This window comes from Aquiflexum gelatinilyticum, assembly GCF_024741135.1.
Classification (GTDB): Bacteria; Bacteroidota; Bacteroidia; order Cytophagales; family Cyclobacteriaceae; genus Cognataquiflexum; species Cognataquiflexum gelatinilyticum.
The window spans coordinates 235,773-258,341 of sequence record NZ_JANSUY010000001.1 but is presented as its reverse complement, the minus strand read 5'-3'; the positions used below and the strand labels follow the sequence as shown (position 1 = coordinate 258,341).

Sequence of the window (22,569 nt, the reverse complement as noted above, 5' to 3'; positions counted from 1 at the left end):
GATATTTTTTTGTTTGGTAGTAAAGTCCACATACCCCAATTTCAGCTATTGTTGATGCTGTCAATTCAACAGACGGCCATCACCCAATTCTAGAATCCTGTCACTTTTCTGTGCAAACTCATCGTCGTGAGTAACTGCAATAATGGTTTGTCCCCTTTCGGCTGCCAGCTGGCGAAAAATCTCAAACACGATATCTGTATTTTTCGAATCCAGATTGCCTGTAGGTTCATCACCCATTATGACGGCAGGCTGGTTGATTAATGCCCTTGCTATTGCTACCCGTTGTTGTTGTCCACCGGATAGTTTATTGCTTTGCTTCATTGCTTGGGCTTCAAGACCAAGCATTTTTAGATTTGAATATGCATCTTCTCTGATTTCCTCTTGGGATTTTTTACCTAGTTTGAGTGCCGGAAGCATCACGTTATCCAATGCTGTAAACTCAGGAAGCAGGTAGTGAAACTGGAAAACGAATCCGATGTGCGCATTTCGAAAGGCTGCTAACTGATTTTGGGTCCGTCCTGTAAGGCATTCCCCATTGATGGTAATCTCACCTGTATAATCTGTATCCATGGTAGATAATAGATAGAGCAAGGTTGATTTTCCTGAGCCCGACTTACCGATCATGGATAAGAACTCCCCCTTTTTGACATCAAAAGAAATATCCTTCAACACCTGAAAGGTCTCCGGTTCGTGAAAGTATTTGCTAATTGCTCTGGCTGATAGTGCTATTTCTTCGTTCATCCTCTTATTATTTCTACAGGGTCCACTTGAGAAGCTTTTTTGGCAGGGAGATATCCTGCTACAAATGTTGTGATCAATCCAAAAATGAATGCTAGGATATAATCCTGGGGATCGTAAACCATCGGAAGTGTATCCAGTGTTGCCACGCGAAAGGGTATAAAGCTTACCAATACTGAAACTAAATAGCCGAAAATGATCCCTACTATTCCACCGATCACCCCTATGATGACAGACTGAACCAAGAATATTTGAATGATGTCTGTTCCGTCAAACCCCATAGCCTTAAGGATTGCGATCTCTTTTATTTTTTCATTCACAGTCATGTTCATTATGTTGAAAATTCCAAAACCGGCTACCAGAAGGATGGTGAGTGAAACAGCTACAGCAATGATATTCCTTAAGTCATTTCCGGCTTGAAGTTGGCCGTTAGACTCATTCCAGGACTCCACTTTATAGGCAACTTTGGGGGCTAGTTGAGTGGCTACTTTGGTTGCCTCATTGAAATTTTTGATGTTGATCTGAATATCAGTAACATAACCCTGATTTTTGGAAATCAACTGCCTTGCTGAGCTGATGCGGACGTAGCCTTTGGCATTGTCTACCCCACCGATAGTTGTTTTGATGATACCGATTACCTTAAAATTGCGACTGACACCATCAGCAGTAATCACCGTCACATTATCATCTAGGGTCAAACTTAATTTCGCAGCCAAGCCTGCTCCCAGTACCACTCCATCACCTCGGTCTTCCAAACTCCTCCAGCTACCCTGTGTAATGTATTTTTCAGTGCCGAAGAGGACACTCTCCTGATTCACATCAATGCCTGATAAAACTCCGTTGAGTTTGGTGGCTCCATTTCTAAAGAACACATTGACATTGACTTGGGGAGTAATGCCGGTAATGGCAGGATGGTCTTCAATGGCAGCAATAATCTTTGCAGAATTCTTAATTCCTTCAGTATATTGGATCACCTTCGCATTTCTAAGGTTTACCAGTTTATCATCCCCATATTTCTTTTGTAAAAGATTGGTATTGTCTTCAGGAAGATCATTATAGATATGAATGTGCGCCAGTGTACTGAAAGCGAGCTCAGTTTGTGTATCATTGACACCAGTCATGAACCCATTCATAAAAATGTACATGGATATACCGAAGGTTACGCTTAGGATCGCCACCATGGTTTGCTTGACCCTTGAGGTAAGGTGGGCACGGGATATTTTCAGATTGGTCACCCGACTCATGGCTTTTTCATCTGTTTAATTTGCCTGGATTGATCAAGCCCGGATATGATCTCCACCCAGTCACTAGTGCGGATACCTACTTTTACTGCTGCTTTTTCCCCGTCTTTATAGAGAATACTATCACCCGGCAGAAGGTAATTGCTAGGGATGACCAAGGCATTTTCTTTTTGAGCGATGATGATATTTGCCTGCAGCTGGGTGTTCACATAGAGCTCGGGGGCTTCTGCAAATGCTGCTTCACAAATAAATGATTGCTGCAGCTCATCAAAGGCGGGATAGATTTTTGAAATGCGAGCATCAAGTAAGTCGTCTTTTTGGGTATTCAGCGAGATGGTGGTCAGCTGCCCTACTTTGATCTTGTCAATATCCTCCTCTCCCACAAACAATTTTACCAGCGGTTTTCCTCCTCCAATCCTGGCTATAGTTTCTCCTCGTCTTACAAGGTCCCCTTGATTTTTATAAACTTCCAGTACCCTACCGTCAATAAAAGAGGAGAGGTAATAATCGCTGGTGTTTTCCTTTTGGATATTAAGTTGGGTTTCTGCATTGACGAGGTTAAGCCTCAATTTTTCTACCAGATCACTCAGTGATTTTTGTAGGATATCCACTTGGCGTCTGGAGTTTTCATATTGCACCTTGGCACGCTCGAGCTCTTGCTGCGATACCGCTCCAGTCTTAGATAGATTCTGATATCGTTTGTAATTGGCAGCATCTATTTCAAGTTGCGCTTTGGCCTGTTCGATTTGCAGGCGAAGTTGACTCTGTTGAGGTGAGTTATCATTCAGATTCTTAAGGGCGTCCTGGTAGGTCGCTTGCGCTCCAGACAACTGCTCGTTTTGCACCTCACTGGAGAGCTGAAATAACGGCATCCCTGCATTTACAGAATCCCCCTCTTGAATCGGTGCTGCCACTAGGTAGCCCTCACTGTTTGCTGTGACCAGGTATTCATTTTCCATGATGATATGACCACTTGCAAATACCGCATCTACTATTGCTATCTGCCGGGCACTTGTAGTTTCTGAAGTATTGCAGGAGCTAAGGATGGCCAAAATGCCACAACAAAGCGATAGGTTTCGGATAGTTTTCATTGGATTCTTGGAATGATTTGGCTGTAATAGGAATAAGTGTTCAACAGAGAATTTAAAAATGCATTTTCAGCTTTTAGGTAATCCTCAAAGGCGTAGAGATAGCGATCCAGGCTGATCAAGCCTTCTGAATACTTTTGAAGGGTAAGTCTTTCGTTTTTTTCATAGAGTCGAAAAGCCTCAAGGGCAAGATTCGCGTTGATCAAACTAGAGTGATACTCCTCAATCAGCTGGGCATCCTGAATTTGGCTCTCGAGATTTACCTGATTCAGCTCATATTCTGCCAGTTCAAGATCCACCTTACTGGCCCTAAGTTTATTTTTAGTAGAGAAACCGGTGAAAATGGGAATGGAAAAGTTCAGTCCGAGGTAACTGTAATTTGTCCAAGAATTATTGCCAAATTCAATCCCGAAATTTTCCCTGAATTGTTGTTTCCCATAATAGCCATATAAAGAAAGCTTAGGAACAAATAGGGATTTTTGGATGTTGACCTGATTCTGTGCCTGCTGCGCACCGATTCTGGCTAGTCTGATTTCCTCATCAGGAACAAGCTCAATAGCGCTATATTTTGGAGGCAATTCATAATTTATATCAGCCACAACATGTATTGAATCCACTTCCCGCAGTCCCAACAGAAGCTTAAGGTCATTGCTATTGTTTTGATATAGTTGTCTGCTGGTAGTTAGGTTTTGCCTAGTGACATTGGAATTGATTCCTGCTTGGTTCGCAGCTATTGCATCCAATGTGCCTTCTCTGAATTTTTGCTCACTCAACGAAGCAATGCTGTCAGCTATTTCCATATCCTTCTCAGCTAGGGCTATGGCTTGCTTGGAAATGACCAGGGCGTAATAAGTGAAATGTACCTGCTGATCAAGTAGTTGTAGGTAAGCCGCTTGTTGTGCCTCAGCGGCTTCATAAGTCAACTTAGCCATTTTCACCTTCAGCATAGATTGCCAGTCGATCAGACTCATCGTTAAATTGAGGCCAGCATTGTAGGCGTATTCCTGTCCAAATTGGGCATTTACAGTGCCGCCAGGCTGACCAAAGAAATCGCCTGGAACGGGAGTGACGGGCAGCTCGAAGTTCTTTTGCCCACCGAAGCTGCCGGTAACTGAAGGCAAGAATACTGACTTTGAAGCCTTTACTTCAAAACTGCTCTTTTCCACATTGAGCAAATAGCTCTTCAGATCTGGGTTTTGCGTTCTTATGAGCTTGATAAGCTCTTCCACAGAAGCAACCTCCACCAAAACAGGATCGGTCTGAGCACCAGCTTTAAAGGAAATGATCATAAAAAGCAAAAGCATGAATTGCTTATTAAAAGTCATTCTCGGTTTTTTTTCATGTTTACAAAATTTGTTTTTAACCGGCCACTGCAAATAGCCTGTTCCGTTATGGAATGGAGATGGTCTTTCGACAGGATTATTCATTAGGCATGGCATCCATTTAGTTAGTTCATCTCACTCGATTCCATTTGCCAATAATGAACTGTAATGCAAGCGTAGAAGTAATTCCTCCCGGAGAAATAATCCCACCTATATTCCTTGAACTTGAAGCATGTAGATAGCCCATGTTAATATCAATCATCAGTCTTGGCGAAAGTCTATGGGCAAGTCCAAATAAAATATTACCATAGTTGTAGTTCCTGCTTTGACGGATGGTTTGTTGATACTGACCTTGTGCGAGCGTAAACCCACCGTTTCCACCTTCAGCCACAGCTTTTATTATCCCTAGCTTTAATCCGGTATATATCCGGCTAAAAGCTCCGACGTTGAAAAAATACTTGCCCCCAATTCCAACATTAACCATTGCCCCTCCACTGCCACTACCCTCGACTTGTATCCCATTAGGTCCGCCAATTGTCAGGGAAGTGATGGTTTGGTTTTTAGGTAAAGACATAAAATCAAATGCGAGGAAAACTTGGATGTCTTTTGAAACAAAATACCCACCCTCCAAACCGATAAACGATCTCTTGCTCGTAAAATCTGCTAGGGTGATCGTATCCGGTAAAGTTGACCGACCAGAATTGGACACGAACCTCAGACCATATTCCAATCCTATAGTCCATCTTTTTTTGTAAACCCTTTTAAGAGAGTCTATAAGAACCGGTCTTTTTTCCAGTTCTTCTATCGTTTTGTTGGCATAAGTGAACGGGACATATCCTGTGGTCTGGGCCATTAAGTTGCATGAGGTAATCAGCAGGGCTAGCAATACCAGTATCCTTCTCATTCTACTTGAATCTGCAAGCTTAAAGTGTCGATCGAGTCCAGGTTTGCTTGCGGGTAAACCCTCGGTAAGACACATTCAACTCCAGTTTTTCTTTTCCCAAGCCAACCAATACCACATCCAATTCCAATCCGCGCTTTGGAGCATAGATTTTACCGTACCACTTTCCGTTTCGATATTGAAGGTCCTTTAACATATCAATACCCAAAACCTGGCGATTCCTTAAATCCTTGTTTGGGTTGTTTCGGTCGGTGACGGGATTCCCATTTTGGTCTGTAGGTTGCTCCAGCCAAACCACTTTACCAAAGGATTTGTCGCCCTTTTGGTAGATTTCAACCTTACTGTTCCCTTCCTCTGTAAGCCAGATCCCATTGATTGATTCTTGTGCATGTGCCTGAAATGCGGCTATAACCAAAAAGATTGTTATTATTACTTTATTCACCTTTTCCATACATTTTGAATTATTTATTAATCAAATTAACATGGGATACTTTTTCTAAAGTAGGCTAAGGTTGCTGAAGCAGAAAAATCAAGGGTTGAACCGTTCTTTATCTGCCTAAATCAGAAGACTCTCCTCCCCACTTCAGGTATTACATCATGGTGATACTTCAGGACAAGGATTAACTGATACCTGATGGATGGCTTCTTTGGCATAAAATTAGAAAATGGCTCCAGCGGATGCCGGTAATTTCTATTGCACCTTCAGGGTTGCTTAGGCAGCATGTTGGGTGAAAAGTTGCTGCTGAGCAAGTGAAAGATGTTCAAGGTCAAGGCAGCAAAAAAGTTTATGGTTGACTTTACTTGTCAAAATCAATAATCCGCCCACCGTTTAAACTCCGAAGCTTTTTCTTTGCTGATGATAATCGGTGAAGGTGGCTCGGGGTGAACCTTGAGCAATAAACGTCCCGTAAAATAAGGCTCTATTTCTTCTATTGCAGATCGGGCAACCAAGTACTGACGATTGGCCCTAAAGAACATTGCCGGGTCCAATTGCTTCTCCAATTCATCCAGAAAAAAATCAATGACATATTCCTTTTGGTCCTTCTTTCGAAGAAATAATCCCCTTTCCTTTACATAAATGAAGGCCACGTCATATACATCCACGAGGTGCATTTTTTGCTTAAAATCGACTAGAAAGCTAGAGCGGTAGCTTTCAGGCCTAAATTCCCTGGCCAAGGTTATCAATTGATGCATGTAATTTTGACGGTTGTAATCTTTATATGATGCCAGATAATTGTTAATGGCTTTCTCCAGTTCTGTGGGATCTATCGGTTTAAGAATATAATCCAATCCTTTCACTTTAAATGCCTGCAAGGCATATTCATCGAAAGCAGTAGTGAAAATTACGGGTATAGAAACCTCCACGTGCTTAAAAATCTCAAAACTAAGCCCATCAGTAAGATGGATGTCCATAAAAATCAAATCTGCTTCCTGTCGTGTCCGCATCCAATCCAGAAAACCTTGAACACTATTTACTGCACCTATCACTTCAAACCTTATAGGTAGTTTTTCCAACTCTTTCAAAAGGCGTTTTACGGCAATATCTTCATCTTCAACGATTAGAATCTTAATTATGAGGTTCATAATTGTTTCTTTTTTAATGGCAAAATCACTTTAAACAACTCATTATCTTCACCGTACTCGATTGGGGCCACCAGCAATGAAAAACGTTTCTGTAAATTTTCAAGACCAAGTCCCTCACTGTATGATACAAATGGTTTGGGATTGATATTGTTTTGAATGACTAAAGTATCCTTGGTCTCAAATACTTCGATCCGGAGCGGATTTTCGTGGGTTGCTTGGTTGTGCTTCACTGCATTTTCGATCAAGAGTTGCAAAGAAAGTGGAGGGATCAGCACCTTACGCATTTCGTCAGGGATATTCACTTCGAGATGAACCGCCCCATTAAACCGGATTTTCAGCAACTCCCAATAATCATTTAAAAAGGTCAGCTCATCCTCGAGAAAAACAAAATCCCGCCTGCTGCTTTGTAAAACCACCCGGTACAGATTCGAGAAAACCCTGACAAAGCCAACAGCTTTTTTTTGATCCTCTTCAATCAAATCAATCAATGTGTTAAGGCTGTTGAATAGAAAATGTGGATTGATCTGCTGCTTCATAGTTTCCAATTCAGACTTTAGCTTCTCAGTCTGAAGCAGGAGGTTTTGCGCATAAAGAGACTCCTGCTTCTTGGTCATTTTCAGTGCTTGTTGGAATACTGCAAAGATCAAGGAGGCCATAGTAAGTCTGGTTGCCACAACCCATATGGGTACGGCAGAAGATAGACTTATCCATGATGGCAAAAGGAAATAATCCAAGACCAAAATAAAGCAGATGTATAGGAGATTGGTCAACACAAATACTGCTTTCACCATTTTGGTTTCACCAACTCTAAAAATGAACCAGTCCGGATGCTTGAATTGGTAGTCATTTAACTGCCAAATAGAATATAGAAATAAGACACTTAACAGGTATTTTGGAAAAGCTTGTATCGGATCAAGATCACCCCTATTGCTTATAATACTGAGTCCAGGCAGCAGCAAGGAAAGGATGATGGGTAATATTCTTTCAATTCTATTCATAGCTCAACAAGCATACGAAAAATCATTTAAATAGGAATAAATCTTTGTTCAAAACCTTCAAATTGACAGCTCAAGTTTGATTTTAAAGGATTGAACTCTTCGGTTTTTAATTTCATATGATTATAATTTTTCTTCATAGGCCTTATGGAATCTCGCATGGATTATAATTATCTCTCTGTGTGTCACTTTAGGTCATGCCTGTCTGCCACAGGAAGGCTAGATTTCAACTGTTTATAATTTGTTTTTCAAAGGTCAGATAGGCTTTCCCGATTTATCTTCGGAAGAATACGTCAAGATAATCTTCTCCATGTGTGATCCCGTACATACGGGATCATGGGCATTTCATCATTCCTTTTTTATACCGATACTCCCAATTGAATCCAAAAAAAAATCCTGCATGAACAGAAGCAGTTTGCCACTTCAACTACTATCAAAGCCTATCCCAGTTCCCCCTTTTAACTCCTCAAAAGGGTTGATCGAAAACAATTTTCCGAAAAAATTGTATAAATTATTTATTACGCTGCCAACCTGAACCATGAAAATCAGAAGCATATTAGCCCTTCTCAGAAATGTAAAGACCAAATCTTTGCAGCCCGGGGATGTTTTGATCAGCGAAGGTTCCAATAACTAGGAAGTTTTTTTATTTGGAAGGGTTAATTTTGCGCTCGCCCCTATGGGCGCAAAGGAGGTTTGAGGATGGCGGGGGTACAGTTGAACTGATTTAGTAGATATGTTCCTTTGATAGTATGTTTGTTCAATTCACAGACATCCTTGTTCAGTTCACTGCGTTCGATAAATACTAGGAGTGTAATAGGACGTAATTTTGGGGTAAATCAATCATGAAAAAGCATTAAATTTTCCGTGAATTTAGGACAAACCGAAAGTCGGTGAAGACACCTCAGAAGCTCCCTGAATCAGGAATTCCCATTTTTGGTAGATACACCAAAAAATCTTAACTAGTTGCCTAATCCTTGTATTAAATATTCTATTCTTAAAATTGAAACTCAACACAAAAACCATATTTCCCATTGCCCTATCCATGGTTTTGCCCCTTCTGGGGATATATGCAAACCCCGATACGGAGTCCATTTTTAATATGGGTTTCATCGGTAACTGGATAGTTGGGTTCATCACCTGTTACGCATTGTGGTATATGCTTTGGGAACTTTGGAGGGTAAAAAAAACCAAATATAGGGCGTTGCTATTTGTGTTGGGCATCCTTGCTTGTATTGTCGTTTTAAACGGTCTTTTCTTCCTATTTATGCCAGATGGAGTAGAGAATTCATTAAGGGCCCAATCGATACCGAGAATCATATTTGCTTCCATCATTTTTATGATTATTCAATATGCGCTCAAAACGCAGGAAAATATTTCGAAGTTATTGATTGAGAAGGAGCAGATACAGAAGGAAAATTACAGGGTCCAATTAAAAGCTTTGCAAAAAACGGTCGATCCACACTTTCTGTTCAACTCTTTGAACACACTACGTTCCATGGTGCGACAACAGCATCAACATGCCGAGGCTTTCATAATGAAGCTGTCCGACTTTTACAGGCAGATATTGAGGCATGACGATAACTCGACGCTACCGCTTTCTGAAGAGCTGATGGTGCTAGAGTCGTACCTTTTCCTGATGAAAAACCGCAACGAGGCAGCCGTGGAAGTGAAATTTGGGGTTGACGAGAAGTTGCATTCCTTGCATTTACCTGCTATGGCATTGCAGATAGTGGTAGAGAATTGCTTCAAGCACAACAGTATGACCGCCAAAAAACCGCTGACCATTGAGATCCTAAGTACGGATAGCGGTCATATCGAAGTATGCAATAACCTCCAACCGAAAATTGAAGAGACTGAAAGCTCCGGTTATGGCCTGGATGTTTTGAGAAAGCGTTATGCGCTTTTGAATCAGCAGGATGGGGTTACGATTAAAGAAACGGACGGACATTTTCTTGTACAATTAAAACTGCTGAAAAGATGAATGCCTTAATTGTGGAAGACGAAGCACATACCGCCTTACTTTTACAGGAAATCATTGAGCAAGATGACGACTTTATGGTCATCGAAAAACTAGAGTCGATAGCAGAAGCGGTCCAGTACTTGAGTAAATACCAGAAAAACCTGGATATTCTCTTTTTTGATATCCAGTTGGCAGATGGGAAGAGCTTCGAAATCTTTAAACATGTGGATGTAACCGTGCCCATCGTGTTTTGCACCGCCTACGATGAGTATACACTCGAAGCGATCAAAAACAACGGGATAGACTATGTGCTCAAGCCTTTTAAAGAAGAAGAAATCCATGGGGCGCTTCAGAAATACAAAAGGCTGGTCAGCAGTTTGCAAGCTAAAAATGCAGCACCTGTAATCATGCAGACACAGGATGATAAGAAATTTCAAAAGAACTTTCTGACCCAGCACCGTGAAAAATCTATAATCAAAAAAGTGGAAGAAATCGCCGCTTTTACCGTGGAGTATGAAAACGTGTACCTCTACACCTTTGAAGGGGAAAAATATCCCATCTTTAAAAAACTGGAATACGTAGAATCCGTCTGCGATCCGAGCCAGTTCTTTCGGGTCAACAGACAGGTATTGGTGAACAGGAGGGCCATACAATCTTTTGAGCCTTATTTCAACCGAAAAATAATCTTACATCTGAGTATACAGCTACCCGAGCAAGCGGTGGTCAGCCGCTTGAAAGTATCGCCATTTAAGGAATGGTTGGAGAGATAAGGTAGTATCTTTTTTAAAATGTTGAAATTCCCAGTTTTTTGACCGAAGTCTTGCTTTGCACGCTGCATAAAAACCTGCAATCCTCATAAGCTAAACCTCTCCACAAATTACCTGTGCGATCTATTGAAGAAGCAAACAGGAAATGGAATCAAATTAAGGTATATCGGTGTAATTCGCCCCTATTAATATCCTGTGGCTTGTGGTGTAAAAGACTCCATCTTTAAACAGAATTAGCCTTTGTCTATGTACTTCTGCAAACGGGACTTTATTTAATGATCCTGCTGAACAAATTTACGGAGTATGTGAAATTGTTATATAGGCCTTCAAAAAGCTCATTTTTTAATCGATCAATAATTTTTTTGGTACAGACCAACCGATTAAAACCTTAACTCCCAACCTGTTCAATTGACTTGCCTTTTGGTGCAGTTCAGTCAGTTTACACCGAATCAGCACGATCAAATAGGACAATTTTACGATGTATTCAATAAAACAAACACTTTAAATTTTGGTAAAATGAAAACATCTAAATTCAGTTATTTCTTATTTCTACCACTGTTTGTGGTGCTCTTGAGCTGTGTAGAAGATGAAGAGCAACAACCTGAAATCGAACCTGTAGGCTCCTCCGCTTTTCAAGAACTCTATGATCAAGGGGTAGATAGGTACTTGGGCACCATTAAACCAATTTCGTCCGCACAAGCGGGCCCTTCAGGCGTTACCCAATATTTATTTAGTAATCTGGATGGTCCCGTTTGTTTTACAGGCAGCCAGTTTTCCATGTTTACTAGAAATGGGAGTAGCAATAACCTGATGATCTTCCTACAAGGAGGGGGCTTTTGTAGCCCGGTAGTTTGTGAAGCAGTGGAAGAGGGCATTCCTTATATTCCTTTCGGGATTCTTAACCCATCCGACCCGCAAAACCCTGTGGCAAATTTTAATGTAGGGTATGTGCCTTACTGCGATGGGTCTATGATGGCTGGCGACAACGAGGTAGACAGCGACGGGGATGGGGTAAAGGACCGTTTTTTCAAGGGTTTGCAAAACCTATCCGCATCCCTGGATGTGATTGTTCAAAACTATCCCTCGCCCGATAAGATTGTCCTTGCCGGAAACAGCGCAGGAGGCTTTGCGGTGCATACTGCTTTACCCTTAGTTAGAAAATTATATCCCAAAGCCCGTATTTATGTAGTAAATGATTCAGGCCAAGGTCTTGGTAATCCTGGAGGCTTTGAGGGCTTATTTACTTATTGGAATGCTAATGCCTTTATACCTTCAAGTTGCAGTGATTGTATCGGAGCTGATGGAAACTTGACCGGTTTGCATAAGTATCAGCTGGAGCAAGATGATAACATTAGAATGGCCTACATAAGCTCCAAGCAAGACTCCATTAGTTCAGCTGCTCTAGGTGCTCCCGCTTTTGAAGCCCAACTCATAGAAGCTGCTATGGAACTTAACAACGCCCACCCCGAACGCTTCCAAAGTTTGATTGATAATGGTGATGCTCATACCTATATCATCAGAAGTTTCAATCTTGAAATAGGAGGTATATCCGTGAGGCAATGGATAAAAGAAATGATCAATGAAACTGCGGATTGGGAAACAGTTATCGAGTAATAGAAGCTCGTCTTAAAAGCATTTCCCAACAATTTTTTCCATCGAAGATGGATGCTAGCTAATCATTTACATCAAAAATTCAATGTTAAAAAGGATTCCATTTCATTATGAAAAAGCTCCAATTTATACCAGTATTTATATTCTTATCCATTGCTTTATTTATAGTTTCTTGCCAAAATGAGGACATGGAGGTTTCTCCTCTGGAAGAAACAGCAGTTGAAATTTTAACTACAGCAGGTGGCATTGAATTCGTCAGGACTCCTGAAGCACAATTTGAAAATTTACCAGACTGGCCCTACGATTATAAGTATGTTGAAATAGACGGATTACGCCAAGCCTATGCAGAAGCGGGGCCAGCAGATGGTGAAGTTGTATTGTTGTTGCACGGCCAACCAAGTTGGTCTTACCTCTACAGGAAAATGATTCCTGTACTCGCTGAAGCCGGATACCGGGTCATTGCGATGGACCACATCGGCATGGGACGCTCCGACAAACCCATCGATATCAACTACTACAGCTATCTAGGTCATGCTGATCGCTTAGGACAATTTATTCAGACCCTTGGGTTAAGCGACATCAACTTGTTTGTACAGGACTGGGGCAGCTTGATCGGTCTGCGGGTAGCCGGACTTAATCCGGACTGGTTTGCCACGATTAGTGTCGGAAATGGAGATTTACTACTAATACCTGAAGGCGTTCAACCCTTTCCAACTGTAGAAAACCCAAACGAACATGAAGATTTAAACTTCCCGCTTGCAAACCTGCCTGATCAACAGTTCCCCTTCTACAATGGTTGTGAATTGCTCTTTGAAGGAGGAAGTTCGCAGGAGGGCTTTGGACAATGGATAAACTATGCCATGAAAGACACTGCCTTTCACGCTTCTGAGGTAGTAGAAAGTGGCACTTGGTTCCCGTTATCAGAAGCAGAAGAAGCGGCCTACGATGCGCCATTCCCCAGCCGCGATTACATGGCGGGTGTCCGTACATTCCCGTCATTGATCAATCAAATGCCCGGACTCAACGAAGATGCCTGGGCGGGTCTTACTTCATACAAGAAGCCATTCCTGACTATTTGGGGAGGGAATGATCCTGGCAACTTAGGCAGTTGCAAAACGCAGCAAAAGTTTATTGATGAGGTTCCAGGGGCTGAAGGGCAGCCGCATGACCGTCTTCCTGAAGCCGGCCATTTCCTGCAGCATGATCAGGGTGTAGAGATAGCCACTAGATTGGTTGAATTTTACGGCAATTTCTAATTTGAGGTAAAGCCCATCCTATGAGCCATGAAGTGCCCACTTTATGGACCTAGCACCATACCCATCATTCCTGTTTCTGGATGAATTTTACCACAGCCATGAGGCTAAAGTTTGCCGAAATGGTAAATGAGACAGCCAAATGGGAGCAGGTTATAGTAAGATCTCAAAAGCTGATTCAAAGCTGTTTTCCACCAACTTCCTATTCTATCCAAGAGAGCCCTTGGGTACCCTTTTGTATCAAAAATTTAACGATAAAATAAATTCAAATTTTATGAAAAAGCTAAAATTCAAACCCCTACTTCTATTCTTATCCATCGTCTCATTCCTGGTTTCTTGTCAGGAGGATCTGGATTCCTCGCCAATTCTGGCGCCTGTAGAGACTGGACTCTTAAACCGGACATTTTTCCACGAAAATAAACAGCTTGAATATGCCTTGTACATTCCAACTTCTTACACTGGCAATGAAGAAGTACCTCTAGTAGTTTACTTGCATGGTGCTCCAGAGAACAAAGAGCTTGCACAGTCATCTACCGATTTTATTGATGTGTCTGAATCACAGGGCTTCATCATGTTATACCCAGAGGCGGGCCATGCAGGTTCCGGAGGATTTATTTGGGCAGAGGGTCGAGGGGGTATTGCAGACGCGCGCAGCGATGTCAGTTATATCAATGCGTTGGTTGACGCAGTAACTGAGGAATTAAAAATAGATCCATCCAAAAGGTATTTGTGCGGATTTTCCAATGGGGGCTTTATGGTTCAAAATGTGGCCAACCAAGACAATAGCCGTTTTGCAGCAATGGCCACGGTATCGGCTTCTTTACATGAAACATTTGCAAATACTAGTCCCAATCCCATCTCGATGCTATACATCTATGGCACGGATGATCCCATTACCAACTACGAAAACGGTGGCCTTCCGCCTACAGCTTTCAATGTCGATGGCTGGACGGTTCCGGCTTTAGCTATTGAATCTGCAGTTGACTATTGGGTGGGGATAAATGGGTGCAATACAACTCCAAAAGAAACTGACCTGGCTGACTCCGATTCAGGTGACAACTCAACGGTTACTGTATTGGAATATTCCAATGGGACAGGTGGTTCGGAGGTGAAGTTTTACCGCATCAATGGGGGTGGACATACTTGGCCTGGTCTTCCAATAAATAACCGACCTACGGCACTTTTTGAAGACACCAACAAGGATATAAAAGCCGGGAAAGAGATCTGGGAATTCTTTAAAAAGTTTGAAAGGAACTAGACTTCTGAACCACTTAAGTGGAGGGATAGAATGCACTGGATCAGTTTGGGAATCACAAACTGGACCTGATGAACTATTTCTCTTTTTAAATCACCATACATTCTAAACTGAAAACCAATGAAAAAATCCAATATCAAGATAATCGCCCTGTTAGGGATGCTGGCACTAGTTACCAGTTGTGCAGAAGCAGATGAGCCCGTGATTGCAGAAACTCCCGAGAAAGGTCTTTTCGATGAGACCATCAGCCACGGTAACCTTCAGCGGGAATACCTCTTGTACATCCCGGAAAGCTACACAGGTGACGAACCCGTACCCCTTGTTTTCAGCTTGCACGGGGCAGGAGGGACCAAAGAAAGTCAGTATAATTTGAGTCAGTTCAATCTACTGGCCGATCAAGAGGCCTTCATTCTGGTGACTCCACAAGCGACATCTTTGAGGGGAAACAACCTCACATTTTGGAACCAGCAAAGTATGCCCAATCTGCCGGATGATGTCGATTTTATCAATGTCTTAATTGATGAGGTAGCAAGCAGGTATCGAATTGATCTGGCGCGGGTCTACCTGGCAGGCTCTTCAAACGGCGCCTTCATGGCACTGGAAATCACCTGTCAGCTAAATCACAGAATTGCTGCCACAGCTGCTGTCAAGGGGTATATGTCCCCGGATCAGATAACCAATTGCAACCCTTCAAAGCCAACTCCTATTCTTCAGATGCATGGAAACGAGGACCCGCTTGTCCCATACGAAGGTGTATTGCCTACTCTTCAATATTGGGCCGAATTCAATCAAACAGAATCCCTACCCATCATATCCAACTTACCTGATATCGATCCAGGCAATGGAAGTACAGTGGTAAGTTATCTGTACCAAAAGGGTACCAACGGGGTAGAAATAGAACATCTGGAAGTGATAGGAGGTGTACACGATTGGTTTGGTGAGCCGGGCACCAGCTATGACATCAATGCCAGTGAATTGGCATGGGAGTTTTTTAAAAAATTTGATGTAAACGGGAAAAGATAAAAATCAGAAAAATGAAGAAAATAAAATTAATAACGATAGTTGGAATACTGGCTTTATTCATTGGCTGCGAAGAGGAAGAAATGGAACCAACAAATACACCCCCCTCCATTGCTGCCCAAACATTTTCAGTTGCAGAAAATGCCAATATTGGGACGTCTATCGGTACAATTGTGGTATCAGATGTTGATAATGAACCACTTACATTTAGCATTACTGCGGGCAATACAGATGCCACCTTCTCATTGGAGAGTACTTCGGGAGCACTATCGCTTGCAAAAACGCTAGATGATAAAACTACCAGCACCTATTCCCTAACGGTTCAGGTAACCGATGGCAGAAACAATGCTGAGGCAATAATGACGGTGAATGTAACGCCTCAGGTGGTTACCATTAGTACCCCCGGTTTTCCTGGAGGTTCTTTTTTTGATGGGCGTTTAGCCGATGCCGATTATTGGTCTGACCAACCTGAAATCCTTTCTGCTGGTTTGGGCTTTGCTGATATTGTGGGTATAGAAGTGGATGAAATTACTGAAGCGCTAGTAGAAAGTATTGGCGGGGCATGGGCTTCTAACATCGGCTGTGAAGATGCGGCTGACAGAACCTTTACTACTACAAGAACAACTATGGAACAGGTCTTTATAGTTCAAAACCCTTACGCAGATGAGTTTAAAGATGGGGCCATTGGTCTCGACGCTTTGCCAATGGTAATCTCCTGGCCGGTTCGAACCAATACCATTGATTTAAGCGACTTCAGGATCACGGTTAGCAATGGAGATGTGGTGATACCCTCTTCGGCTGGGGTTTTCCCTAATGTCGAAATCAATGAACGCAACGTGATTGTACTTGCAGGTGAATTTGCGAACAAAAAACCAAGCACCGACCCTGATGCTAGGTATGTAACCAAAGTGGAAATAGTGGGAGAACTGATACTGGTCGGCCCCAATGGGCAGGAGTTCAACGCGCAGGGCTTGTTCAAAGAAACATTTTCTAGTCCGTACGATGAAAACAACGGCCCACGATTGGTTGGCGCAAAACTGAATTACTGCGACCCCAATGCAGCTGAGGGCGCATCTATACAACTTCCTGTACAGCAACCGGGCAATGATGAGTATGCACTTTATGGTGATCTATTGGCACAGGCTGAAGCTGACGGGAAGAAAGCTTGTAGGTTGAGGGTACTGACTACCGGAGGTTTTTCACCTAACGGCGTTCAGGGAGTGCTACCTACTGACTATGAAAAATTCTTTAGGGTGCATGTAAAAGGGGCGGATGGAACTACTGTGTTACTGGAGCAGGAAAATGTAGATCATGCGGTGCAAGGTGGTTCATTGAAAGTAATTGGACTTTCAGATTTAGGCGGAAAAGAAGGGGAAAATGGGGTGGTGTATGATGATTGTTATGATGAAGATGGCGATAACTACATTGACATCATATTAGTAGGTGATGATGCGGCGATGCGGAATATTACCCATGTAGAAATCCCCAATTTGGCAGGTGGCTACGCCGCGTTTTATAACCCCGGAGGCCCTGGACCAACACCCTATCCAAATGCCAGTTATACTGCACCAGGCCCGGCCGATCTGGAACCCGTGATCATGGCCTTAGATAATCCGATGCGGGTAAGCAACTAATTTCAATAGGTATGTGAAGAAACCTGGGCATTCTCTAAAAGATTTGACCTCAATGGGAAAAGATAAAAATTAGAATAATGAAAAAATCAAACACCCAATCCCAGTACAAGTAATGCCCTAGGGTCACCTGACTTGGAACCTAGGATCAGGGCTCAGATCAATCCCTTGAGGGTATCAAATTAAAGGAATGAAGAAGCGTCCTTATTACCCTTTGTTAAGTAAAGGCTCAAAGCCTTCCCAATAGATAAACTGTATAATCAAAAGAAAAAATAATATGAAAACACTGACTATGATAAGTATATTTCTGTTAAGCTCAATTTCACTGAAGGCTCAGGAATCCATCCTTGGACACTGGAATACCGGACAGGAAAATACCGTAATTGAAATCAAAGAAACCGATGGCAAAATGGAAGGAAGAATCATCTCATCTGACCATCCAAAAGCACCTCTCGGCAAGCTAATACTCAAAGAGCTCCGCCGAGAGGAGAATCTGCTGAAAGGTAAATTGTATAGTCCTAAATTTGACAAATGGTTTGATGCTTCCTTTTCACAGCAGTCAAATGATTGTGAAGTCACCATCAAAGTCGGTTGGGTAGAACGAAAAGTCAACTGGACCAAACTGCAATAACATGAACATGAAATTGATATTTGCGGGTTTTGTAATTCTTGCCCTTTTTCTGGAGATAATTTGGTCTCAAGCCAAAAAGAAAGAGGTTTTCAGCTCGAGAGAAAGTCTGGCTAATCTTGGGATATTTATTGGAAATACCCTCCTGAAACCGCTCTCTTTGGCTTGGAAATATTTTGCACTGGGATGGGTAGAATCCTTTCAGTTTTTAAGTATTCCTACCAATTTCTTCACCATCGTTCTGACCTTCCTTGTTACGGAGTTTGGGTTTTATTGGTACCACAGGCTGAGCCATGAGGTCCCCTTGCTTTGGACCCTTCATCATACCCATCATTCCGGCATGAAGATGAACCTATCCACGGCAGTCCGATTAAATTGGATAGGCACATTCTTGAGTCCATTGATCTATGTTCCTTTTGTCCTCCTTGGTTTTTCTGCAGATCTGATTATTGTCAGCTTGCTCGTCAATTTATTCTTTCAATATTTCCTGCATACCGAAGCGGTGAGAAAGTTGGGCTTCCTGGAAGGATTGTTTTTCAACACCCCCTCGGCCCATCGGGTGCATCATGGGTCCAACGAAAAATATATTGATAAAAATTATGGAGGCATGCTCATTATCTTTGACCGACTCTTTGGCACGTATGAGCCCGAGACTGAAAAAGTAACTTACGGAGTCACCACGGGCTTTTACAGTAATAATCCGCTAAAACTTAATTTTCAGCCGATTATTGATTATATCAGAGGAAATTGGAAACGTGAAAAACAACGCATCAAAGAGGGAAAATCCAACTAGCAGCCGATTGGGTTTGGCAATCCTTTGCTTTTCATTTCTCCATCTTTTTGGATGTGTCAATCGGGAGGTCACCTTATCAGACGCCATTCCGGAAATTGACAAAACACGGGAAGCAAAAATTTTAACTGCCTTTTTTGGTTTGGACAATCCATTTCTTATCGGAGTCCTTATCGGAATTGTGGTCTTCAGTCTGTTCAAGAGCACTTTTGGATTTTTGATGCTTATCCCCTTGTACTTTGTCCATAAGATGGTGAATGACCCAAGAAATAAAAGAATCAAAGAAGTTGAGGCATTGCCGAGCCAGCGAAATCTTAAAAAAACAATGGAGGGAGATCTGTAGTGATGAAAATAGGTTCAATCAGGTTTTTGAGTATTTTTTGCGAATCTTGTTCCTTACAACATCCCAGATTCTTGGGAAGGTAAAAACCCACTTCATAACATGATGAATTTCAATTCAAAGCTTAGGCAGTGGAGTTGCTTTCCAAGTCAAGTCCATTAACCCAAGCATTGGCTTCGGGTTCAGATTCAAAGATCTTGTAAGGAACAGGCTGTTTTTGAAATGAAAAAATCATCTTTAGGATGGCCCTGATCACTGCGTTGGGGATAATATAGGCTGTTCCTGCACAAAAGTCCTTCATGAGTTGTTCATTTTCTTTGAGCCATTTGGCCTGCATTTTTTGGTGATAAAGAGAGGGGATTGCCGCATCCGAAGCATCAAAAATAATCGCCAACCCCTTTGCAAACCGGTAACAAGCCTTCGTTTGGTCGAGATAATTTTGGAAGTTTTGATTTGTACTTTTGTGGCCTGTAAATCGAATCCGGATGATGGGAAAATTTGATTCGTCGATGATTGCATAGCTGTCCATGTTGGAGAAACAGGATTTGGAGTAAAGAGTTTTGGAAAAAAATGGATAACTGTTTCTTAGCCTGTATCCAAATATTTGCCGCAGACAGGAGGGAAACAGGTAGACAACGAGGAGGTTTTTAAATTTTAGAAAACCTATATTCCATAAAATCAAAAAAACCTGCCAAATGGCAGGTTTTCAATTTTTTTGTTAGTTTACAAATTACTTTGGTAATAGCACTGCATCTACTACGTGGATGACACCGTTGCTACCTGTAAGGTCAGCAGCAGTGACAGTCGCACCGTTGATCATTACTTTGCCATCCTTGATGGATACTGTCAAGTCCTGGCCGTTCAAAGTTTTAACTACCTGACCATCCGAAAGGTCAGCAGCCATCACATTGCCTGCTACTACATGGTAAGTCAATACAGAAGTAAGTTGGTCTTTGCTTTCAGGCTTCAACAAGTTGTCTACTGTTCCTGCAGGCAATGCTGCAAAAGCAGTGTTGGTTGGCGCGAAGATCGTAAATGGACCTGTTCCGCTTAAAGTTTCAACCAATCCGGCTGCAGTAACTGCAGCAACTAAAGTAGTGTGGTCAGGAGAACCAACAGCGATATCAACAACAGTTTTTGGAGCTTCGGCCGGAGTTTCTTCCACAACCTCAACGGTTGTTTCTTCAACTGTCTCTTCCTTTGGTGCACCGCCACAACTTGCTAGAAAGGTTGTAGCTGCTGTTGCCAACGTCAATGATAAAATTCTAAATGTTTTCATTTTTCTTGATCTTGGTTTAGATATATTATGTAAACAATCAAGTTCCACAATAGTTTAAAATTTCTCTAAAAGTATTGGTTTGAGGAAATTAGCATACCATCAAAGTTCCCCATATACTGACTTGGTCTCATTAGCTTCTTCCTCCTTTAAAACATGTAATTATCCATAGAAAGGATATAAGTATTTTTTTTTTGATTTCCTGACTTTTGTCTCTGCTAAGCCAATTTCTATTTTGAACAAAGAATAAAATTGGTTTTGATTCTATTTTCCCCTTAGACTTTAATTATCCCAAAATTCAACTATCAAGGATTGAAACTCCCAACTATGAAAGTGAAAGGGAAGTTTTGTTCCATGAAATTACCTTTCCAACAACAGTACTTAGTAAGACCTTCACATTTAATCACCCCTATCAAGGTTATGAAAATCTATATTAAAAATATGGCTTGCCAAAGTTGCGTGGCCTATGTCAAAGAAGCATTGGATGAAATGGACATAGTTACGGTCAAGGTAGGATTGGGAGAAATTGAAACCAAAGCGGATGTGACAGATGATGAAAAACGGGAATTCAACAAAAAAATAAAAAAGGTTGGATTGGAACTCCTGGAAAAAAAACAGGGCGTCATCATAGAGAAAATCAGAAAAGTGATGGTTGAATTTGTATATCATTCGGATGAGAAACCGAATATAAATTTCTCGACTTTATTGAGTGGAAAACTAAACCTAAGCTATACTTATTTATCAAACTTTTTTTCAGAAGTAGAAGCCACCACGATAGAGCAATACCTTATTTCACTCAAAATCGAGCGCGTCAAGGAGATGATCATTTTGGAAGAATTTAACCTGTCGGAGATTGCCTACAAATTGCATTACAGCAGTGCGGCTCACCTTTCCAACCAATTCAAAAAAGTGACGGGCCTGTCCCCTTCACATTTCAAAAAACTGAAGGAGAAAAGAAGGATTGCGATTCAGGATCTTTGATATGAACATCCTTCAGATTGAAAATAAAGCCTATCGCCTATTTTTTGATTGTAGTTATTTCTTGATATTTAGAAAGTAGACAAGTGATATTTTGTATTTAAGGTCTTTTTCAGGTCATTGGTCAGATGTCAAATCTCATATTTCTCAAAAAATGGCAGCAGACAATAAGCAGGTGTGGGTTGAAACCGGGTACGGGATTTTTTCAAAAGAAGGTCCGAAAGGCCTCAAAGTTGAGGTGATCGCAAGGAATGTGAATAAAAGCAAATCGTCTTTTTACCATCATTTTGCTGACATGGAAATTTTTACAGGACTTTTGCTTGACCATCATTTGACCCGATCCAAAACAATTGCTGAGGAAGAAAAAAAATGCAGGAATATTGACCCTGAACTTATCATTGTATTGGTTGCTTCCAAAACCGACCTTTTGTTTAACCGCCAATTGAGGGTTCATAGGACTGATACAAACTTTAAGAAATGTCTCCAAAAATCAGATGAAATCGTCAGTCAGGGATTCATTTCGGTCTTAACCAAGGACCTCCAACTAGAGAATAATCCAAAGCTTGCGGCTTCCCTTTTTGCCCTAGCCCTGGAAAATTTTTACCTACAAGTAACCGAAGAAACACTGAATGTCGAATGGTTATCTGCCTATTTCACCAACCTCAAAAAAACTGTTTCACAGTTTAACGTATCCCAATAAAACCCTTGGAATTGTACGGAAGCGACTAAAATCATTCTTTCTGAATTTGGATACTTGTATTCCTGTCTCAAAGAACAATCTATCCTCCTTATGAAAAATCAAAGCCACAACCAATTCATTTTTAAAGCCATCCTAATTACTCAGACCATACTTTTGTTAGTCTATACTGCCTTTGCAGTCCGAAATGAAGGCTGGGGATTTTTACAAATTGCAGTTTCAAATATCGGATCTCTGACCTGGAGCGGTCAGTTTGCATTGGATTTTGCTTGTTATTTGATGTTATCAGGGATTTGGATCATGTGGCGCAATAAGTTTAAAACGCAATCCCTGATCTTGGGAATTGTAGCGATGATCCTTGGGATTGTTTTTTTTGCACCCTTTGTCATTTACCTCTTGGGCAAAGAAAAAGGGGACCTCAAAAAAGTGATTCTTGGGGAACATGCCTGATAGATTTCTTAATTTGTCTAGCGTTCAATTTGGTTAAGGTAAGT

23 protein-coding genes are annotated in these 22,569 nt (G+C 41.6%); 13 read left to right on the top strand and 10 right to left on the bottom strand.

The genetic code is table 11. From position 1 onward, the window contains the following. Window positions 1-60: 60 nt before the first annotated feature. The 8 genes from NU887_RS01080 to NU887_RS01045 all read right to left on the bottom strand — a co-directional run bounded on the left by NU887_RS01080 (window position 61) and on the right by NU887_RS01045 (window position 7,872). Complete coding sequence (locus tag NU887_RS01080; RefSeq protein WP_258421502.1) at window positions 61-741, bottom strand: ABC transporter ATP-binding protein; 681 nt, start codon at window positions 739-741, stop codon at window positions 61-63. Beyond that, entirely contained in the window at window positions 738-1,982 is a 1,245-nt protein-coding gene (locus tag NU887_RS01075) for an ABC transporter permease (protein ID WP_258421501.1), read from the bottom strand. The genes NU887_RS01080 and NU887_RS01075 overlap by 4 nt, the downstream gene beginning before the upstream one ends. After that, window positions 1,979-3,070 (bottom strand): efflux RND transporter periplasmic adaptor subunit, encoded by a 1,092-nt coding sequence (locus NU887_RS01070; RefSeq protein WP_258421500.1) that lies wholly within the window; start codon window positions 3,068-3,070, stop codon window positions 1,979-1,981. Before NU887_RS01070 ends, NU887_RS01075 begins: the two co-directional genes overlap by 4 nt. After that, window positions 3,067-4,392, bottom strand: a complete 1,326-nt coding sequence (locus NU887_RS01065; RefSeq protein ID WP_258421499.1) for a TolC family protein — start codon at window positions 4,390-4,392, stop codon at window positions 3,067-3,069. The genes NU887_RS01070 and NU887_RS01065 overlap by 4 nt, the downstream gene beginning before the upstream one ends. Before the next feature lie 127 nt (window positions 4,393-4,519). Beyond that, entirely contained in the window at window positions 4,520-5,293 is a 774-nt protein-coding gene (locus NU887_RS01060) for a hypothetical protein (protein ID WP_258421498.1), read from the bottom strand. A 19-nt stretch (window positions 5,294-5,312) separates the two neighbouring features. Next, on the bottom strand, window positions 5,313-5,741 hold the full coding sequence (locus NU887_RS01055) for a DUF2147 domain-containing protein (RefSeq protein ID WP_258421497.1): 429 nt from the start codon (window positions 5,739-5,741) through the stop codon (window positions 5,313-5,315). A gap of 359 nt (window positions 5,742-6,100) precedes the next feature. Continuing rightward, a complete protein-coding gene (locus NU887_RS01050; RefSeq protein ID WP_258421496.1) occupies window positions 6,101-6,874 on the bottom strand; it encodes a LytR/AlgR family response regulator transcription factor in 774 nt (257 codons plus the stop codon). After that, window positions 6,871-7,872, bottom strand: a complete 1,002-nt coding sequence (locus NU887_RS01045; RefSeq protein ID WP_258421495.1) for a sensor histidine kinase — start codon at window positions 7,870-7,872, stop codon at window positions 6,871-6,873. Before NU887_RS01045 ends, NU887_RS01050 begins: the two co-directional genes overlap by 4 nt. 997 nt (window positions 7,873-8,869) lie before the next feature. Between NU887_RS01045 and NU887_RS01040 the strand changes: the two genes are divergently transcribed. The 10 genes from NU887_RS01040 to NU887_RS00995 all read left to right on the top strand — a co-directional run bounded on the left by NU887_RS01040 (window position 8,870) and on the right by NU887_RS00995 (window position 19,127). Next, window positions 8,870-9,850, top strand: a complete 981-nt coding sequence (locus NU887_RS01040; RefSeq protein ID WP_258421494.1) for a sensor histidine kinase — start codon at window positions 8,870-8,872, stop codon at window positions 9,848-9,850. Then, window positions 9,847-10,599 carry a LytR/AlgR family response regulator transcription factor gene (locus NU887_RS01035; protein ID WP_258421493.1) on the top strand — a complete coding sequence of 251 codons (753 nt, stop codon included), beginning with the start codon at window positions 9,847-9,849 and terminating at the stop codon, window positions 10,597-10,599. Before NU887_RS01040 ends, NU887_RS01035 begins: the two co-directional genes overlap by 4 nt. A 561-nt stretch (window positions 10,600-11,160) precedes the next feature. Next, the gene (locus tag NU887_RS01030; protein ID WP_258421492.1) at window positions 11,161-12,210 is read left to right on the top strand and encodes a pectinacetylesterase family protein; all 1,050 of its coding nucleotides are present in this window, start codon (window positions 11,161-11,163) and stop codon (window positions 12,208-12,210) included. Between the two features lie 107 nt (window positions 12,211-12,317). Then, the gene (locus tag NU887_RS01025; RefSeq protein WP_258421491.1) at window positions 12,318-13,463 is read left to right on the top strand and encodes a haloalkane dehalogenase; all 1,146 of its coding nucleotides are present in this window, start codon (window positions 12,318-12,320) and stop codon (window positions 13,461-13,463) included. 271 nt (window positions 13,464-13,734) lie between these two features. Beyond that, a complete protein-coding gene (locus tag NU887_RS01020) occupies window positions 13,735-14,718 on the top strand; it encodes a CE1 family esterase (RefSeq protein ID WP_258421490.1) in 984 nt (327 codons plus the stop codon). A 117-nt stretch (window positions 14,719-14,835) separates the two neighbouring features. Continuing rightward, window positions 14,836-15,738, top strand: a complete 903-nt coding sequence (locus NU887_RS01015) for a CE1 family esterase (protein ID WP_258421489.1) — start codon at window positions 14,836-14,838, stop codon at window positions 15,736-15,738. Window positions 15,739-15,749: 11 nt separating this feature from the next. Continuing rightward, window positions 15,750-17,369, top strand: coding sequence for a cadherin repeat domain-containing protein (locus NU887_RS01010; protein ID WP_258421488.1), 1,620 nt, complete (start codon window positions 15,750-15,752; stop codon window positions 17,367-17,369). A 289-nt stretch (window positions 17,370-17,658) separates the two neighbouring features. After that, window positions 17,659-17,997: a DUF2147 domain-containing protein gene (locus NU887_RS01005; protein WP_258421487.1), complete on the top strand. Its 339-nt coding sequence runs from the start codon at window positions 17,659-17,661 to the stop codon at window positions 17,995-17,997. A 7-nt stretch (window positions 17,998-18,004) separates the two neighbouring features. Further along, complete coding sequence (locus tag NU887_RS01000) at window positions 18,005-18,787, top strand: sterol desaturase family protein (protein WP_258421486.1); 783 nt, start codon at window positions 18,005-18,007, stop codon at window positions 18,785-18,787. Next, window positions 18,750-19,127, top strand: coding sequence for a hypothetical protein (locus NU887_RS00995; protein WP_258421485.1), 378 nt, complete (start codon window positions 18,750-18,752; stop codon window positions 19,125-19,127). Before NU887_RS01000 ends, NU887_RS00995 begins: the two co-directional genes overlap by 38 nt. Before the next feature lie 121 nt (window positions 19,128-19,248). Here NU887_RS00995 and NU887_RS00990 read toward each other — a convergent pair whose 3' ends face one another. After that, window positions 19,249-19,653 carry an STAS/SEC14 domain-containing protein gene (locus NU887_RS00990; RefSeq protein ID WP_258421484.1) on the bottom strand — a complete coding sequence of 135 codons (405 nt, stop codon included), beginning with the start codon at window positions 19,651-19,653 and terminating at the stop codon, window positions 19,249-19,251. 201 nt (window positions 19,654-19,854) lie between these two features. Further along, entirely contained in the window at window positions 19,855-20,403 is a 549-nt protein-coding gene (locus NU887_RS00985; RefSeq protein ID WP_258421483.1) for a fasciclin domain-containing protein, read from the bottom strand. Window positions 20,404-20,820: 417 nt separating this feature from the next. Here NU887_RS00985 and NU887_RS00980 point away from each other — a divergent pair, with 417 nt between their 5' ends. From NU887_RS00980 to NU887_RS00970, 3 genes are all read left to right on the top strand, one after another. Further along, window positions 20,821-21,381 carry an AraC family transcriptional regulator gene (locus NU887_RS00980; RefSeq protein ID WP_258421482.1) on the top strand — a complete coding sequence of 187 codons (561 nt, stop codon included), beginning with the start codon at window positions 20,821-20,823 and terminating at the stop codon, window positions 21,379-21,381. A gap of 151 nt (window positions 21,382-21,532) precedes the next feature. Beyond that, window positions 21,533-22,078 (top strand): TetR/AcrR family transcriptional regulator, encoded by a 546-nt coding sequence (locus NU887_RS00975; protein ID WP_258421481.1) that lies wholly within the window; start codon window positions 21,533-21,535, stop codon window positions 22,076-22,078. 90 nt (window positions 22,079-22,168) lie between these two features. Further along, window positions 22,169-22,525, top strand: a complete 357-nt coding sequence (locus NU887_RS00970) for a hypothetical protein (RefSeq protein WP_258421480.1) — start codon at window positions 22,169-22,171, stop codon at window positions 22,523-22,525. Window positions 22,526-22,569: the final 44 nt, after the last annotated feature.

Coding starts and splice junctions, on each gene's coding strand:
- NU887_RS01000 (WP_258421486.1), top strand. CDS start 18,005: ATGAAATTGATATTTGCGGGTTTTGTAATTCTTGCCCTTTTTCTGGAG.
- NU887_RS01010 (WP_258421488.1), top strand. CDS start 15,750: ATGAAGAAAATAAAATTAATAACGATAGTTGGAATACTGGCTTTATTC.
- NU887_RS01055 (WP_258421497.1), bottom strand. CDS start 5,741: ATGGAAAAGGTGAATAAAGTAATAATAACAATCTTTTTGGTTATAGCC.
- NU887_RS01005 (WP_258421487.1), top strand. CDS start 17,659: ATGATAAGTATATTTCTGTTAAGCTCAATTTCACTGAAGGCTCAGGAA.
- NU887_RS01020 (WP_258421490.1), top strand. CDS start 13,735: ATGAAAAAGCTAAAATTCAAACCCCTACTTCTATTCTTATCCATCGTC.
- NU887_RS00990 (WP_258421484.1), bottom strand. CDS start 19,653: ATGGACAGCTATGCAATCATCGACGAATCAAATTTTCCCATCATCCGG.
- NU887_RS01025 (WP_258421491.1), top strand. CDS start 12,318: ATGAAAAAGCTCCAATTTATACCAGTATTTATATTCTTATCCATTGCT.
- NU887_RS00975 (WP_258421481.1), top strand. CDS start 21,533: ATGGCAGCAGACAATAAGCAGGTGTGGGTTGAAACCGGGTACGGGATT.
- NU887_RS01070 (WP_258421500.1), bottom strand. CDS start 3,070: ATGAAAACTATCCGAAACCTATCGCTTTGTTGTGGCATTTTGGCCATC.
- NU887_RS00985 (WP_258421483.1), bottom strand. CDS start 20,403: ATGAAAACATTTAGAATTTTATCATTGACGTTGGCAACAGCAGCTACA.
- NU887_RS01060 (WP_258421498.1), bottom strand. CDS start 5,293: ATGAGAAGGATACTGGTATTGCTAGCCCTGCTGATTACCTCATGCAAC.
- NU887_RS01050 (WP_258421496.1), bottom strand. CDS start 6,874: ATGAACCTCATAATTAAGATTCTAATCGTTGAAGATGAAGATATTGCC.
- NU887_RS01065 (WP_258421499.1), bottom strand. CDS start 4,392: ATGACTTTTAATAAGCAATTCATGCTTTTGCTTTTTATGATCATTTCC.
- NU887_RS00980 (WP_258421482.1), top strand. CDS start 20,821: ATGAAAATCTATATTAAAAATATGGCTTGCCAAAGTTGCGTGGCCTAT.
- NU887_RS01015 (WP_258421489.1), top strand. CDS start 14,836: ATGAAAAAATCCAATATCAAGATAATCGCCCTGTTAGGGATGCTGGCA.
- NU887_RS00970 (WP_258421480.1), top strand. CDS start 22,169: ATGAAAAATCAAAGCCACAACCAATTCATTTTTAAAGCCATCCTAATT.
- NU887_RS01080 (WP_258421502.1), bottom strand. CDS start 741: ATGAACGAAGAAATAGCACTATCAGCCAGAGCAATTAGCAAATACTTT.
- NU887_RS01045 (WP_258421495.1), bottom strand. CDS start 7,872: ATGAATAGAATTGAAAGAATATTACCCATCATCCTTTCCTTGCTGCTG.
- NU887_RS01075 (WP_258421501.1), bottom strand. CDS start 1,982: ATGAGTCGGGTGACCAATCTGAAAATATCCCGTGCCCACCTTACCTCA.
- NU887_RS01035 (WP_258421493.1), top strand. CDS start 9,847: ATGAATGCCTTAATTGTGGAAGACGAAGCACATACCGCCTTACTTTTA.